Source organism: Aeromonas sp. 600774, assembly GCF_049175075.1.
GTDB lineage: Bacteria > Pseudomonadota > Gammaproteobacteria > Enterobacterales > Aeromonadaceae > Aeromonas > Aeromonas veronii_A.
The window spans coordinates 1-15,250 of the sequence record NZ_JAAKUJ010000022.1 but is presented as its reverse complement, the minus strand read 5'-3'; the positions used below and the strand labels follow the sequence as shown (position 1 = coordinate 15,250).

The following is a 15,250-nucleotide window of genomic DNA, read 5'->3' as shown; positions in this document are numbered from 1 at the left end:
TCTCAAACCGCCTGAACGGCCGCAGATACTAGTGATGACTGCGCAAATATTCAACAGCCTGGAAATATGCTGTTACAACTTCCCCCGGATCGGGGAAAAAAGTACGCTCAGCGCTGGCAATGAGTGCAAAAAACCGTGGTGCGCTGCCCCATTCTGATCTCGGTCAGCAGGGTGTGACAGTGGAAACAGGGCTGCCCGCCACGGCCATAGACCTGCAACTGCTGCACGAAATAGCCCGGCTTGCCATCGGCGCTGGTGAAGTCCTTGAGGGTGGTGCCGCCCTGACGAATCGCCTCGGCCAGTACCCGCTTTATCTCTGCCACCAGGGTTCCCAGCCGTTTGGCACTGATAGTACCCGCCGCCCGCTTGGGGTGAATGCCGGCGGCATAGAGCGCCTCGTTGGCGTAGATGTTGCCCACCCCGACCACCACCTGATTGTCCATCAGGAACTGCTTGATTGCAGTACTGCGCCCCTTGGCTCGCCCCTGCAGGTAATCGGCATTGAAGGCATCGGTGAGCGGCTCTGGCCCCAGCTTGGCGAGCAGCGCGTGGGCTTCGGCCGGTTCACGGGTCCACAACAGGGCACCGAAGCGGCGCGGATCGTTGAGCCGCAGCAGCTTGCCATTCTCCAGCTCGATATCCACGTGGTCGTGCTTCTCGGCTGGCGTGCCGATATCCAGTACCCGCAGGCTGCCGGACATCCCCAGATGGAGGATGGCGGTGCCGAAATCGGTCTCCAGCAGCAGGTATTTGGCACGGCGGCGCACCCGATGGATGGTGAGGTCCACCAGCTCCTGAATCTCACCGGGTATCGGCCAGCGCAGGCGGCCATCCCGCACCACCACGCGCGTCACCTTGATACCGGTGAGCCAGGGAGAGATCCCCTGACGGCTGACTTCAACTTCTGGCAATTCAGGCATGGGCACCTCGCAAGTAAAAGGAAATCAGGGGGCAGGACGCAGCAGATCGCGATACTGCTCGGCAGTGAGGGCGAGCCAGAGACCGGACGGCAGCTGGGCACCATACTGACCGCTGTTCTGATAGAGGCCGATCTCGACCGGATCGTTCTGGCCGGCAATCCACACCTTGATGGTCACCGGCGCACCGCGTACCGCCTCACCGGGGGGCAGCAACCAGCTCTGCCAGCGTGCCAGACGGGCATCCAGCTGAGCAGTGTCGAGCCCCAAATCCGGCACGCTGCGCCAGCCCTGACCGATCCGCTCAATCTGCCAACTAGGCCCCTGCCAAGTGAGCACCACGGCCGCATCCGGCAACAAGGGGCGAGCCCGCTTGGCGCTGTTCTCTTGCTGGGCAGTGTCCATACGGTGCAACAGAGTGATCACGATCAGCACCACCACAATGATCACGTTATTCCAGCCTTTGCGGCTCAATTTGAACATGGCAAGCCTCCCTTTGAACCGGCAGTGTACTGAATTCGGCGCATAAAAAAACCCGGCACGAAGCCGGGTTTTTGGGAATGCAGCATCAAGTAATTACTTGATTTTGCCTTCCTTGTAGATCACATGCTGACGAACAACGGGATCAAACTTTTTGATCTCCATTTTTTCGGGCATGGTGCGCTTGTTTTTGGTAGTGGTATAGAAGTGACCAGTACCGGCGCTGGAGTTCAGGCGAATTTTCTCGCGAATACCTTTAGCCATGATCTAATTCCTTATACCTTAACACCGCTGGCGCGCAGTTCAGCCAGAACCACTTCAACGCCACGCTTGTCGATGATACGCATGCCTTTTGCGGATACGCGCAGGCTTACGAAGCGTTTTTCACTCTCAACCCAGAAACGGTGAGTGTGCAGGTTCGGCAGGAAACGACGCTTGGTAGCGTTGTTAGCGTGCGAACGGTTGTTACCAACTGCCGGGCGCTTGCCGGTTACTTGGCATACTCTAGACATGTCAGTCTCTCCAAATCTTACTTCATTGCTCGAGCAAATATCTGCCCCGCTGGCCTTCGATTGCGGGGCAAACAGAAGGCGGCATTTTATACAGCATCCGTGATCAAAGATCAACTAATACGGCGCCAGAGCACAGTCATAACCAACCGCGCTCGGCGAAAGAAACCGTGATGCCGTCACCGATCACCAAGTGATCCAGCACTCTGATATCGATCAGGGCCAAGGCGGCCGTGATCCGATCCGTGATCTGGCGGTCGGCCCGACTGGGCTCGGCGACGCCGGACGGGTGATTATGCGCCAGAATCACCGCGGCTGCATTATGTTTGAGTGCGATCTGCACGATTTCTCTGGGCCAGACGCTCGCCGAATCGATTGTGCCGAAAAAAAGCTCAACAAATTGAATGACTCTGTGCTGATTGTCGAGCAACAGCAGGGCAAATACCTCGCGCGGCCGATCCCGCAGCTGGGCTTGCAAATAGTCGCGGGTCAGCTGGGGTGAGGTGAGCGCATCACCCCGTTGCAGTTGCTGTGCCAGATGGCGCCTCGCCATCTCCAGCACCGCCTGCAACTGGGCATATTTGGCAGGGCCAAGGCCGTGGGCCTCGCAAAATGTCTGTTGATCCGCATCCAGCAAACTTCGCAAAGAACCGAATTTATTCAACAGGTTGCGTGACAGATCGACAGCACTTAAACCATTGACTCCGGTGCGCAAAAAGATCGCGAGCAGCTCGGCATCACTGAGCACAGTAGGCCCCTGACGCAACAGCTTCTCTCTGGGGCGTTCATCTTCCGGCCACTCCTTGATGCTCATTTGTCTCTCCTCTCTCCCTGTTGAGGAAAAACATAGCAAATATTTGCGTGTTCCCCGCCACAAGCCCTTGATGCCAACCCCTGTCGTCATCCCCAGCCTGTGGTATCTTAGCCGACCAGTCAAAGTGAGCCGGATAGAGAAACAGCAGATGAGATTGGCCGATAAACGCATCCTGTTGGGTGTCAGTGGCGGGATCGCCGCCTACAAGAGTGCCGAGCTGGTACGCCGCCTGAAAGATCAAGGGGCCGAAGTGCGGGTAGTGATGACCCGCTCCGCCAAGGAGTTCATCACCCCGCTGACCCTGCAGGCGGTCTCCGGTCATCCGGTGGCGGATAGCTTGCTGGACCCCTCTGCCGAAGCAGGCATGGGCCATATCGAGCTGGCCAAGTGGGCCGATCTGGTACTGATTGCCCCCGCCAGCGCCAACCTGATGGCACGTATGGCGGCCGGTATGGCCGACGAACTGCTGACCACCCTCTGTCTGGCCACTCCAGCGCCCATCGCGCTGGCGCCCGCCATGAACCAGCAGATGTATCTCAACGCTGCGACCCAGGCCAACCTCAAGACCCTGGCCAGCCGCGGCATTCTGCTGTGGGGGCCGGATGCCGGCAGCCAGGCCTGTGGCGATGTGGGCCCGGGCCGGATGCTGGATCCCCTCGAACTGGTGGATCGCTGCTGCCAGCAACTGGCCGCCGAGCCCTTGCTGGCGGGCGTCAGGCTGCTGCTGACCGCAGGCCCGACCCGCGAGGCGCTGGACCCGGTGCGCTACATCAGCAACCACAGCTCCGGCAAGATGGGCTTTGCCATCGCCCGCGCTGCCCGTGAAGCGGGCGCCGAGGTGACGCTGGTGAGCGGGCCGGTGACGCTGGCTACGCCGGCAGGCGTGACCCGTGTCGATGTGGAGAGCGCCGAGCAGATGCATCAGGCGGTAATGAGCCTGGTGGGCGAGTGCGACCTCTTCATCGGCTGCGCAGCAGTGGCTGACTATCGCCCCGAGCAGGTCGCCAGCCAGAAGATCAAGAAGACTGGTGACAACGACCAGATGGTGGTGAAGCTGGTGAAAAACCCCGACATCATCGCGGCCGTCGGCGCCCTTTCAGACAAGCCCTTCACTGTCGGATTTGCCGCCGAAACCGTGGATGTGGAACAATACGCCCTCGATAAATTGCAGCGTAAGCGGTTGGACATGATCGCCGCCAACGATGTGTCCCGCGAGGGGCAAGGCTTCAACGCCGATGACAACGCCCTGACCGTATTCTGGCAAGGGGGCCAGGCCCCGCTGCCACTGGCCGACAAGCTGACGCTGGCCCGTCACCTGATCGCCCTGATTGCGCGTCACTATCGGCGCTGAGCGTCCCGAAAGAACAAGACTCACGGCGCCCCGCCTTGCCAAGAGGGGCGCCAACACAAGATCCAACTGAAAAAGCGATTCATGACAACACAAATTGAACTGAAGATTCTGGATGCCCGTATCGGTACCGAGTACCCGTTGCCCGCCTACGCCACTCCCGGCTCTGCCGGCATGGATCTGCGTGCCCTGCTGGATGCGCCGCTGACTCTGGCTCCGGGTGATACCACCCTGGTACCGACCGGTCTGGCTATTCACATTCAGGATCCGGGTCTGTGTGCCACCATTCTGCCCCGCTCCGGCCTTGGCCATAAGCACGGCATCGTGCTGGGCAACCTGGTCGGTCTCATCGATTCCGACTATCAGGGTCAGCTGATGGTCTCGGTCTGGAACCGCGGCAAGAATGAGTTCACCATGCAACCCGGCGAGCGTATCGCCCAGCTGGTAATCATGCCGGTGGTTCAGGCCAGCTTCCAACTGGTCGATGAGTTCAATCAGAGCGAACGGGGCGAAGGCGGTTTTGGTTCTTCCGGTCGTCAATAACAGACCACACCAACCTGATGGGCGGTGCCTAATAACAGAATCAAGCCATTGTTTTTTTTAGGGGAATCCATGGCAAGCAGTAATCAGAAACAGAGTCGGCGCGATCAGATCCTGCAGGCGCTCGCCCATATGCTGGAAACCAGTCCGGGTCAGCGTATCACCACGGCCCGTCTGGCGGCCGAGGTCGGCGTCTCTGAAGCAGCCCTCTATCGACATTTTCCCAGCAAGGCGCGGATGTTCGAGGGGCTGATCGACTTTATCGAGGATTCCCTGCTGTCACGGGTCAATCTGATCATGGCGGAAGAGAAGGACACCATGGCGCGCTGCCACCACATTCTGCAGCTGCTGCTGGTGTTCGCCGAGCGCAATCCCGGCATTACCCGCATCCTCAATGGCGACGCCCTGCTGGGTGAGCACGATCGGCTGCGGGATCGCATCAGCATCCTGTTCGACAAGCTGGAGACCCAGATCAAACAGGTGCTGCGCGAGAAGCGGCTGCGCGAGGGTCAGGGCTTCCAGCTCGATGAGACCATGCTGGCCAATCTGCTGCTGGCCTATACCGAGGGCCGCATCAGCCAGTTTGTCCGCTCCGAGTTCAAGCTCAAGCCCACCGCCGGATTTGAGGATCAGTGGCAATTTATTCGCAGTCAACTGCTACAAAGTTGATCGGCAGCGCTTTCACCTAGCTTGAAGAAGGGAGGCCTTGGCCTCCCTTCTTTTTTGTGGCAGCTTTTTATGGCAGTAAAATAAGCACCAGATGCGACCCGGACTGTCGCGCTGCGATGTTAGATTCATGCGCCATAAACCTTTAGCACCCGAAAGGACATCCTATGGAACCCGAAATCATTACCGAAGCGCAGACCTGGCTGGTCAATAACCAGGGCCTGCTGATCGAGTATGCCGTCAACATCGCGGCCGCCCTGCTCACCCTGCTGGTCGGCTATATCGCAGCCAATCTGCTCAGCGGTGGCGTGGTAAAAGTGATGCAGGCGCGCAAGCTCGACACCACCGTCACCCACTTCGTTGGCAGCATCCTCAAATACGCCATCCTGGTGTTCGTGGTGATCGCCGCGCTGGGCCGTGTTGGCGTGCAGACCGCCTCCTTCGTCGCCATTATCGGTGCCGCCGGTCTGGCCATCGGTCTGGCGCTGCAAGGCTCGCTCTCCAACTTTGCCGCTGGCTTCCTGCTGATCATCTTCCGCCCCATCAAGGCGGGCGAGTTTATCGAAGTGGCAGGCACGTCTGGCGTGGTGCAATCCGTTCAGCTATTCACCACCACCCTCACCTCCGGTGACAACAAGATGGTGGTAGTTCCGAACTCCGCCATCCTCAACGGCACCATCGTCAACTACTCCCGCATGGATACCCGCCGCGTCGACATGACCTTCGGTATCGGCTACGGCTCCGACCTGCGCAAGGCCAAGCAGATCCTTGAGCGTCTGGTGAACGAAGAGCCGCGCATCCTGAAGGATCCGGCCGCTACCATCGCCGTCGCCGCGCTGGCCGACTCCTCGGTCAATATCGTGGTGCGCCCGTGGGTCAAGACCGGCGACTACTGGGGTGTCTGGTTCGACTTCCACGAGAAGGTGAAACTCACCTTTGATGCCGAAGGGATCGAAATTCCCTTCCCGCAGATGGTGATGCACATGCAAAAACCGCAGGCATGATCGCGGTAAAGCAGCAACCCACAATGCCAGCCTTCGGGCTGGCATTGTCATTTCTAGCGCGCCATCCGCTGCATAATCAGGCCGGCTGAATGAAAACAATTTCAGAGCTGCGGGCCAGCCCCAATCATGAGCGAGCGCAAGATCCCCCTTGCTTTCGTGACTCATAATCCCGATGTTCTGGTTGTATACTCCCGACGGTTGCCCCATTGCGGTTAAAGACAATCGGTAAAACTCTGTTACACGGGCCGCTCGGCCGGCTCGCTATAATGCTCGGATAATAAGGTTTGGCGGGACCTTGCCTGCAAGGTTCAAACACAACTTGGCATTTCAGGAATCCTATGAAAAATATCAATCCAACCCAAACCCAGGCCTGGCAGGCACTGGAAGCCCACTTTGCAGCAAACAAAGAGACCCGACTCAAGGATCTGTTCGCGCAGGACCCGAAGCGCTTTGACAAGTTTTCCCTTACCTTCGGCGGCGACATCCTGGTTGATTACTCGAAGAACCTGATCACCGAAGAAACCCTCAAGTTGCTGGTTGATCTGGCCAAAGAGACCGATCTTCGCAGCGCGATCGATGCCATGTTTAATGGCGACAAGATCAACATGACCGAAGGCCGCTCCGTACTGCACGTGGCCCTGCGCAACCGCTCCGACCGCCCCATCGAGTGCGACGGCAAGGATGTGATGCCGGAAGTAAACGCCGTGCTGGCCAAGATGAAGGGCTTCTGCGAGGAGATCATCTCCGGCGAGTGGAAAGGCTACACCGGCAAAGCGATCCAGCACGTGGTCAACATCGGTATCGGTGGCTCCGATCTGGGCCCTGTGATGATCACCGAGGCACTGCGTCCCTACAAAAACCACCTGCAGATGCACTTCGTCTCCAACGTCGATGGCACCCACATCGCCGAGACCCTGAAGAAGATCGATCCGGAAACCACCCTGTTCCTGGTGGCCTCCAAGACCTTCACCACCCAGGAGACCATGACCAACGCCCTGACCGCCCGCGACTGGTTCATCAACATCGCCGGTGACAAGGCCCACGTTGCCAAGCACTTCGCCGCCCTCTCCACCAACGGCAAGGCCGTGGCCGAGTTCGGTATCGACACCAATAACATGTTCGAGTTCTGGGACTGGGTTGGCGGCCGCTACTCCTCCTGGTCCGCCATCGGCATGCCCATCGCTCTCTCCGTCGGTTTCGAAAACTTCGAAGCCCTGCTGCAAGGCGCCTTCGAGATGGACATGCACTTCGCCACTGCCTCCTATGAGCAGAACGTGCCGGTGCTGCTGGCGCTGATTGGCCTGTGGTACAACAACTTCTACGGTGCCGAGTCCGAAGCCATTCTGCCGTACGACCAGTACATGCACCGCTTCCCTGCCTACTTCCAGCAGGGCAACATGGAGTCCAACGGCAAGTACGTGGATCGCAACGGCAAGCCGGTTGACTACCAGACTGGCCCCATCATCTGGGGTGAGCCGGGCACCAACGGCCAGCACGCCTTCTACCAGCTGATCCATCAGGGCACCAAGCTGATCCCCTGTGACTTCCTGGCGCCGGCCATCAGCCACAACCCGATCGGTGACCACCATCCGAAACTGCTGGCCAACTTCTTCGCCCAGACCGAGGCGCTGGCCTTCGGCAAGAGCAAGGAAGAGGTTGAAGCCGAGTTCCTGGCTGCTGGCAAAACCCTGGAGCAGGTCAAGGATCTGGTGCCGTTCAAGGTGTTCGAAGGCAACCGTCCGACCAACTCCATCCTGTTCAAGAGCCTGACCCCGAAAACCCTGGGTGCCCTGATCGCCATGTACGAGCACAAAATCTTCGTACAGGGTGCAATCTGGAACATCTTCAGCTTCGACCAGTGGGGCGTGGAGCTGGGTAAACAGCTGGCCAACAAGATCCTGCCAGAACTGGGCAACAACGAGGCTGTCACCAGCCACGACTGCTCCACCAACGGTCTGATCAACACCTGGAAAGCGTGGAAAGCCTGATTTATCCAGCCTTTCTGAATGCAAAAGCCCCGCTCGATGAGCGGGGCTTTTTTATGACTGTCAGGCTGGTTTTTCTGGCTGGCCGGTCGGGTGTCCAGTCCGACCGGCGACGGGGATCGTCATCCCCGCCCCTTCATCATCCTGCCCTATGCCGGCTTAACCGCCGACGGCGATGCGTTTCATGTCTTTAATATAACCGCGCAGTACCTGACCGCTCTTCTCGCATCAGGCATGGTTGCGGGTCATACCTGATTAACCGCCAACGGCGATACGTTTCATGTCTTTCATATACCCGCGCAGTACCTGACCGATCTTCTCGATCGGGTGGTTGCGGGTCGCTTCGTTGGCCGCCAGCAGCGCCAGGTTATCCACGTTCTGCCCTTCCGCCTTGCTGGCACCCAGATCGCCCGCTTTCAGGGTCGGCATGAAGTGCTCACGCAGCAAGGGCACGGCGGCGTTGGCGAACAGGTAGTTGCCATACTCGGCGGTATCGGAGATGACCACGTTCATCTCGTACAGACGCTTGCGAGCAACGGTGTTGGCGATCAGCGGCAACTCGTGCAGGGATTCGTAGTAGGCAGACTCCTCGTATATACCGGAAGCCACCATGGTCTCGAACGCCAGCTCGACACCCGCCTTGACCATGGCCACCATCACCACGCCATTGTCGAAGTACTCCTGCTCGGCAATCTTGCCAGCGAACGCAGGGGCATTTTCGAAGGCAGACTTGCCGGTCTCTTCACGCCAGGTGAACAGTTTGACGTCATCTTCGGCCCAGTCGGCCATCATGCCGCGGGAGAACTCACCGGCGATGATGTCGTCCATATGCTTCTCGAACAGCGGGCGCATCAGGGTCTTGAGCTGCTCGGAGAGTTCGAAGGCGCGCAGCTTGGCCGGGTTGGCGAGGCGGTCCATCATCAGGCTGATGCCACCCTGCTTCAGGGCTTCGGTGATGGTTTCCCAGCCGAACTGGATCAGCTTGCCGGCATAGGCCGGGTCTGTGCCTTCGGCAACCAGCTTGTCGTAGCAAAGCAGGGAACCGGCCTGCAGCATGCCGCAGAGGATGGTCTGCTCGCCCATCAGATCGGATTTCACTTCCGCCACGAAGGAGGATTCCAGTACCCCGGCACGGTCGCCGCCGGTGGCAGAGGCCCACGCCTTGGCGATGGCCATGCCTTCGCCTTTCGGGTCATTTTCCGGGTGAACGGCGATCAGGGTCGGCACACCAAAGCCACGCTTGTACTCTTCGCGCACTTCGGTACCCGGGCACTTGGGCGCCACCATCACGACGGTGATGTCGGCGCGGATCTGCTGACCCTCTTCCACCACGTTGAAGCCGTGGGAGTAACCCAGCGCGGCGCCCTGCTTCATCAGCGGCATCACGGTTTTGACCACGTCGGAGTGTTGCTTGTCCGGAGTCAGGTTCAGCACCAGATCGGCAGTCGGGATCAGCTCTTCATAGGTACCGACCGCGAAGCCGTTGTCGGTGGCTTTCTGCCAGGAGGCACGCTTCTCGGTGATGGCGGCCTTGCGCAGGGCGTAGGAGATATCCAGCCCGGAGTCGCGCATGTTCAGACCCTGGTTCAGACCCTGGGCACCACAGCCCACAATCACCACCTTCTTGCCCTTCAGCACGTTGCAGCCGTCCGCGAACTCTTCGCGCTGCATGAAACGACACTTGCCCAGTTGGGCCAACTGCTGACGCAGGTTCAAGGTGTTGAAATAGTTAGCCATGGTGATTGCTCCGTTCGATTGATTCCATGCCGGGTAGCGGCGTTGTCTGAACCACTATAGCGCGGGACACTTATTGCCTGAACTGATATATTCGAAACAGTACGTTGCAATAATTGAAAGATGATTTTTGGCAATTGCGCCCCATGCACGCCCCGTTTCGGCAATATTGCCGCTGAATTGTGCGGGGATGCGGTTGCCAGAGCCGGACGGTTCGGCATGACTTTATGCCCTGACAGCTGCAGGAAGTGATCAATGGACCTTCGTAATCTCGAACTGTTTCTCCACCTCGCCGACTCCCTTCATTTCGGCAAGAGCGCCGATGCCATGGCGGTCAGCCCCTCGACCCTGAGCCGCGCCATCCAGCGGCTGGAGCAGGAGACCGGCTGCATCCTGTTCGAGCGAGATAACCGCTCAGTGCGACTCACCCCCGCCGGCGAGAAGCTGCGGGAGTTTGGCGGCGGCCTGTTGCAGGAGTGGCGCCAGCTCAAGCAGGAGCTTAAACGCAGCGATGAACCACTGCAGGGACGGCTGCGCGTGTTCTGCTCGGTCACTGCCAGCTACTTTCTGCTGCCCGAGGTGCTGGAGCGCTTTCGCCGCCGCTACCCCCAGCTGGAGATCAAGCTGGAGACCGGCGACCCGGCGCTGGCGGTGGACAAGATCCTGGCCGACGAGGCCGATCTCGCCATCGCCGCCCGCCCCGATGCCCTGCCGGCCAAACTCGAATTTGCCAGCCTGCAGCTGGTGCCGCTGGTCTTCATCGCGCCGCGCAATGCCCCGCAGCTGAACCAGTGGTTCCGTCAAGGGGAGCCGGATTGGGAGCAGCTGCCAGTCATCCTCTCCGAGCAGGGACTGGCCCGCAAACGCAGCGATCAGTGGTTTCGCAACAAGGGGATAGCCCCCAACATCTATGCCGAAGTGGCGGGGAACGAGGGGATTGTCGCCATGGTGGCGCTCGGCTGTGGCGTGGGGCTGGTACCGGCGGCGGTGATCGACCACAGCCCGCTCGGCGACAAGGTACGGATCATCGACCTCAAGCCCGCCTTCAAGCCATTTGATGTGGGGATCGGGGTACTCAAGAAGCGGCTGGAGGAGCCATTGATCCGCGCCTTCTGGGATACCGCGCAGAATCAGGGTTCACTGCGCTGACACCGGTTTATAGATGAGTGCCGGATCAGCCATCATGACGCGACTGGGCAACGGCAGGTCGGGATTGTGCAGCTCGAGGCGCACCCGCTCATCCAGTTTTAGCCGCCGAATGGTGCTGCCAAATCCCTCTTCAAAAACCCGATCAAAAGCGCCCGATTGCCGTGCCCGCTGCAGGCCGAGCTCGATACGCTGCGCCAGCTCCGGATAGTTGGGCGAGACAAAGAAGAGCAGCGCTAGCGGATAGCGAAATACCAGACGAGGCTCGATGGCCAGATCCGGGTGCTGCCTGAGTTCATCCTCGATCTCGATGACCGAGCGCAGGAAGCAGTCAAAACGCTTCTTGCGCAGCATGTTGAAAAGCGCCTCATAAAGATTGCCCACCGCCACCTTTAGGCCGTTGGCCTTGAGCAACTGGGTATCGGGCCAGGATCTGTGCTGACCGATGGAGAGTCCGGCGCGATGCCAGTCCACCAACGAGCCGATCGCAGCAAAACGCCCCTCGTCACCCTGCCGAACAAGACACACCCGCCACCCCAGCAGCCCCTTGGCCAGCGGAATGTGGACCGCCAACAGCTCTCGTTCCCGTTCACCATCCGGGGCAAAGACGCCAATCTGAACCAGCTCGCCACTACGCAACTCCTTCACAGCCCGCCCCTGCTCCATCTGGGGGCTGGGGACCAGCTGGTAGGGGCCATACTCCGGTACGGTGAGATCGAGAGAGAGCCGCAGCAACTGGACGACGGCGGGGTTGGGGTGATCCAGCAACAGATTCCAGGCGCGGATAGGCTGCTCGGCTGCCGATACGCCAACCGCCCACAATCCCATACACCACCACCAGACTCTGATCATCCCGTGCACCATCCGCTCCTCATGCACCTCATTCTCCTCGCCATACTATAACGCCAGCCAGCGGCTCAACGGTGCCCTCTCTGAAAGATGTGTGAGCGCTCTCGTGTCAAAAGTGACAATAGGCAAACCATGCAGCTCATCGCAGACTGAGCACTCATCAACAAACACCAAGGCGCAGGGAGGAGAGCCATGAAACAGCATCTGGTAGAGATCAAGGGTTCTACCCTGTTTGACGAGTATCTGCAAAGTATGGGGGTGCCCAGCACGGCGCTGGATAGGGAGCAGGATATCTATCTGCAGGAACGCTACCTGGGAGCCATTCGTCGGGTACAGGGCGAACTGCGCTTTTATCTGCGTGCCAATGCCCTGAACAAACGGTGATCGGGAGCCGGTCACAGAACCCGCAGCAAAGGCGTATTAGACTGGTATCTTCCCCCTTTTGTCGGGAGTGCCCATGAAAGCAAGCGGTCTGGATCGGCTGTTCAAACCCCAATCAATCGCCGTGATCGGCGCCTCGACCGACCCGCTCAAGGCGGGTCATGTGATCGTGCGTCACCTGCTGGCAGGCCAATTCAAAGGGCCCATCCTCCCGGTCACTCCGCGCAACAAGGCCATCGCCGGCGTGCTGGCCTATCCCGATATTGCCAGCCTGCCGCTGATCCCGGATCTCGCCATCATCTGCACCAGACGGGAACGAGTCTTGCCACTATTGGAAGCGCTCGGCCATAAGGGCTCTGGTGCAGCCATCATACTGGCCGCCGACTTTTCCCCCGAGGAGCGGCTGGAGCTGAAACGGGTCTGCCAACAATACGGCATTCGCCTGCTCGGCCCCAACAGCATGGGAATGCTGCTACCCGGCCAAGGGATCAACGCCAGCTTTTCACCCATTGCCGCCAAGCCGGGGCAGGTCGCCTTTCTCTCGCAATCCGCCGCCGTCAGCACCACCATTCTGGATTGGGCCAAGCAGCATGAACTGGGCTTTTCCGCCTTTATCTCACTTGGCGATCACTGCGATATCGACTTCGGCCAGCTGCTGGATCAGCTCTCCCGCGACAGCGTCACCCGTGCCATCTTGATCTATATGGACAAGCTGCACGACGCCCGCCACTTTCTCTCGGCGGCGCGGGCCGCCTCGCGCAACAAGCCGATCCTGGTACTGAAAAGCGGGCGCCACGATCCGGCCCACGGCCTCGACAATGTCTATGACGCCGCTATCCGCCGCGCCGGTATGCTGCGGGTACGGGATACCCACGAGCTGTTTGCCGCAGTGGAAACACTGAGCCACTCCATGACCCTCAAGGGGGAGCGGCTCGCCATCATCTCCAACGGCCGCGGGCTGGCCAATATGGCGGTGGATGTGCTGCTGGAGCGTGGCGGCAAGCTGGCTCGCCCGCCGCTCGACATCGGCAGCGATGCCACCATCGCCACCTATCAGGAGGCGTTGGACAGCGTGTTGCAGGAGGATGGTATCGACGCCATCCTGATTATCCACGCACCCTCGCTCACAGCACCGAATGCACCGCTGGCCAGCCATCTTATCGCCCATCTGAAACAGCATCCCAGAGCGCGCCGTTTCAATATCCTCACCAACTGGGCGGGCGAATACTCGGCGCAGGAGGGTCGCAAACTCTTTACCGAGGCAGGTTTCCCGACCTATCGCACGCCGGAAAGTGCCATGGCCGCCTTCATGCACATGGTGGAATACCGCCGCAACCAGAAGCAATTGATGGAGACACCGGCATCACTGCATGGCAACCAGCTCAATGTCGAGCTCTGCCAACATCTGGTCCGTCAGGCGCAGGAGCGCAAGCAGCTGAGGCTGGATACCCATCTGGTGCATCCAATTTTGCAGGCTGCCGGCCTCTCGACCCTGCCAACCTGGATCGTCACCGATGCCATCGAGGCGACCCTGACCGCCGAGCAGATCGGCTATCCGGTGGCAGTGAAACTGCGCTCACCCGACATCCAACACAAGTCTGCCGTACACGGGGTGGTGCTCAATCTGCGCACCTCGGCAGAAGTGGCGCAAGCCGCAGATGCCATTCTGGATCGGGTCAGACAACACGATCCGGGCGCCCGCATCGAAGGCTTGCTGGTGCAACGCATGGCCCGCCGCAGCGGCGGCCTGGAGCTGCGGGTGCGGATCCAGCAAGACGCCATCTTTGGCCCCGTCATCCTGCTGGGTGAGTCGGGCGCCGAACCGCAGGAGATGGTAGCAGCCTTGCCACCGCTCAATCAGGCACTGGCGCGTTATCAGATCATCGGTGCCCTCAAGAGCCGCAAGATCCGCGAACAGGCGACGCCGGAACGACTGGATATTGATGCCTTGGGCCAAGTGCTTTGCCAGCTCTCCGAGCTATTGCTCGCCTTTCCGGAGATTCAGGAGCTGGACCTGCACCCGCTGCAAGCATGCGGCGCCGAGATGGTGGTACTGGATGCCAGCCTCACGCTGGCTAACCCCGCCATCACAACCAGCAACCGACTGGCGATCCGCCCCTATCCTACCGAACTGGAGGAAGGTGCCTGGCTTAAAGATCAACGCCATATCCTACTGCGCCCGATCCGGCCGGAAGATGAACCGGCTCACAAGCAGTTCGTGCTGCAAGTCTCTGATGAAGACAGGTACAAACGCTTCTTCGCCGATGTCGGTGAACTGGGTCACGAAGAGTTGGCCCGCATGACCCAGATCGATTACGACCGGGAGATGGCCTTCGTAGCGGTGGGGCAAGATGGCGAGCTGCAGGATCAGATCCTCGGCGTAGTGCGCGCTATCTCGACCCCGGACCAGAGCGATGCCGAGTTTGCCATTCTGGTGCGATCGGACTTGAAAGGGGTGGGGCTCGGCAAATTGATGATGGAGAAGATCATCCGTTACGCCAAAGAACAGGGGATTGGCAAGTTATCCGGCATGACCATGCCCAGCAATCGCGGCATGGTCAACCTCGCCAAACGGCTTGGCTTCAAGATCGACGTGCAGATGGAGGAGGGGGTGGTCAATATGGAACTGCTCTGTAGCCAGCAAGCGACAGAAGCCTGATTTGACCACCTGCAGGATCATTCAAATAACTGTAAATGAAGCTGATAGAACGCTGATATAGCCAGAAAATGGTGGGAATAGTCTGCTATCTGGCCATTCTTCCGACAGGTAAAAGCGAGCCATTGGCTGGTTTAACAAGCTAAAACACCAAAGCCCGGTCGTCAGACTGGGCTTGTGTTGGCTCTGGTGTGCAAATCTGTGGCTCTTATGAGCAAACC

The 15,250-nt window shown here is 59.5% G+C and carries 16 protein-coding genes; 8 read left to right on the top strand and 8 right to left on the bottom strand.

What is annotated here, in order from left to right:
* Nucleotides 1–107: 107 nt before the first annotated feature.
* The 5 genes from mutM to radC all read right to left on the bottom strand — a co-directional run bounded on the left by mutM (nucleotide 108) and on the right by radC (nucleotide 2,720).
* Entirely contained in the window at nucleotides 108–920 is an 813-nt protein-coding gene (gene mutM, locus G5171_RS19625; protein ID WP_216979846.1) for a bifunctional DNA-formamidopyrimidine glycosylase/DNA-(apurinic or apyrimidinic site) lyase, read from the bottom strand.
* 24 nt (nucleotides 921–944) lie between these two features.
* On the bottom strand, nucleotides 945–1,400 hold the full coding sequence (locus tag G5171_RS19620) for a hypothetical protein (RefSeq protein ID WP_236320738.1): 456 nt from the start codon (nucleotides 1,398–1,400) through the stop codon (nucleotides 945–947).
* A gap of 93 nt (nucleotides 1,401–1,493) precedes the next feature.
* On the bottom strand, nucleotides 1,494–1,661 hold the full coding sequence (gene rpmG / locus G5171_RS19615; protein WP_005307500.1) for a 50S ribosomal protein L33: 168 nt from the start codon (nucleotides 1,659–1,661) through the stop codon (nucleotides 1,494–1,496).
* Between the two features lie 11 nt (nucleotides 1,662–1,672).
* A complete protein-coding gene (gene rpmB / locus G5171_RS19610) occupies nucleotides 1,673–1,909 on the bottom strand; it encodes a 50S ribosomal protein L28 (RefSeq protein ID WP_005307492.1) in 237 nt (78 codons plus the stop codon).
* A gap of 136 nt (nucleotides 1,910–2,045) precedes the next feature.
* Nucleotides 2,046–2,720 carry a RadC family protein gene (radC, locus tag G5171_RS19605; protein WP_227342961.1) on the bottom strand — a complete coding sequence of 225 codons (675 nt, stop codon included), beginning with the start codon at nucleotides 2,718–2,720 and terminating at the stop codon, nucleotides 2,046–2,048.
* 148 nt (nucleotides 2,721–2,868) lie between these two features.
* Here radC and coaBC point away from each other — a divergent pair, with 148 nt between their 5' ends.
* The 5 genes from coaBC to pgi all read left to right on the top strand — a co-directional run bounded on the left by coaBC (nucleotide 2,869) and on the right by pgi (nucleotide 8,266).
* Entirely contained in the window at nucleotides 2,869–4,071 is a 1,203-nt protein-coding gene (coaBC, locus tag G5171_RS19600) for a bifunctional phosphopantothenoylcysteine decarboxylase/phosphopantothenate--cysteine ligase CoaBC (protein WP_421251559.1), read from the top strand.
* 81 nt (nucleotides 4,072–4,152) lie between these two features.
* A complete protein-coding gene (gene dut / locus G5171_RS19595) occupies nucleotides 4,153–4,611 on the top strand; it encodes a dUTP diphosphatase (RefSeq protein WP_139736000.1) in 459 nt (152 codons plus the stop codon).
* A 69-nt stretch (nucleotides 4,612–4,680) separates the two neighbouring features.
* Nucleotides 4,681–5,277, top strand: coding sequence for a nucleoid occlusion factor SlmA (slmA, locus tag G5171_RS19590; protein WP_005339495.1), 597 nt, complete (start codon nucleotides 4,681–4,683; stop codon nucleotides 5,275–5,277).
* 164 nt (nucleotides 5,278–5,441) lie between these two features.
* Entirely contained in the window at nucleotides 5,442–6,278 is an 837-nt protein-coding gene (locus G5171_RS19585; protein WP_041210774.1) for a mechanosensitive ion channel domain-containing protein, read from the top strand.
* A 338-nt stretch (nucleotides 6,279–6,616) separates the two neighbouring features.
* Nucleotides 6,617–8,266: a glucose-6-phosphate isomerase gene (gene pgi / locus G5171_RS19580; RefSeq protein ID WP_421251560.1), complete on the top strand. Its 1,650-nt coding sequence runs from the start codon at nucleotides 6,617–6,619 to the stop codon at nucleotides 8,264–8,266.
* Nucleotides 8,267–8,518: 252 nt separating this feature from the next.
* Here pgi and ilvC read toward each other — a convergent pair whose 3' ends face one another.
* Nucleotides 8,519–10,000 carry a ketol-acid reductoisomerase gene (gene ilvC, locus G5171_RS19575; protein WP_005342095.1) on the bottom strand — a complete coding sequence of 494 codons (1,482 nt, stop codon included), beginning with the start codon at nucleotides 9,998–10,000 and terminating at the stop codon, nucleotides 8,519–8,521.
* A 252-nt stretch (nucleotides 10,001–10,252) separates the two neighbouring features.
* Between ilvC and ilvY the strand changes: the two genes are divergently transcribed.
* The gene (ilvY, locus tag G5171_RS19570) at nucleotides 10,253–11,146 is read left to right on the top strand and encodes an HTH-type transcriptional activator IlvY (RefSeq protein ID WP_005342097.1); all 894 of its coding nucleotides are present in this window, start codon (nucleotides 10,253–10,255) and stop codon (nucleotides 11,144–11,146) included.
* Here the strand turns inward: ilvY and G5171_RS19565 are convergent.
* A complete protein-coding gene (locus tag G5171_RS19565; RefSeq protein WP_421260631.1) occupies nucleotides 11,135–11,995 on the bottom strand; it encodes a hypothetical protein in 861 nt (286 codons plus the stop codon). The two genes, ilvY and G5171_RS19565, sit on opposite strands and share 12 nt — an antisense overlap.
* A 189-nt stretch (nucleotides 11,996–12,184) precedes the next feature.
* Here G5171_RS19565 and G5171_RS19560 point away from each other — a divergent pair, with 189 nt between their 5' ends.
* Together G5171_RS19560 and G5171_RS19555 are read left to right on the top strand one after the other, a co-directional pair.
* On the top strand, nucleotides 12,185–12,376 hold the full coding sequence (locus tag G5171_RS19560) for a hypothetical protein (RefSeq protein ID WP_005342100.1): 192 nt from the start codon (nucleotides 12,185–12,187) through the stop codon (nucleotides 12,374–12,376).
* 73 nt (nucleotides 12,377–12,449) lie between these two features.
* The gene (locus G5171_RS19555) at nucleotides 12,450–15,032 is read left to right on the top strand and encodes a GNAT family N-acetyltransferase (RefSeq protein WP_421251561.1); all 2,583 of its coding nucleotides are present in this window, start codon (nucleotides 12,450–12,452) and stop codon (nucleotides 15,030–15,032) included.
* Between the two features lie 21 nt (nucleotides 15,033–15,053).
* Here the strand turns inward: G5171_RS19555 and G5171_RS19550 are convergent.
* Nucleotides 15,054–15,250: hypothetical protein (locus tag G5171_RS19550; protein WP_421260630.1), on the bottom strand; the 197-nt coding region annotated here is incomplete at its 5' end.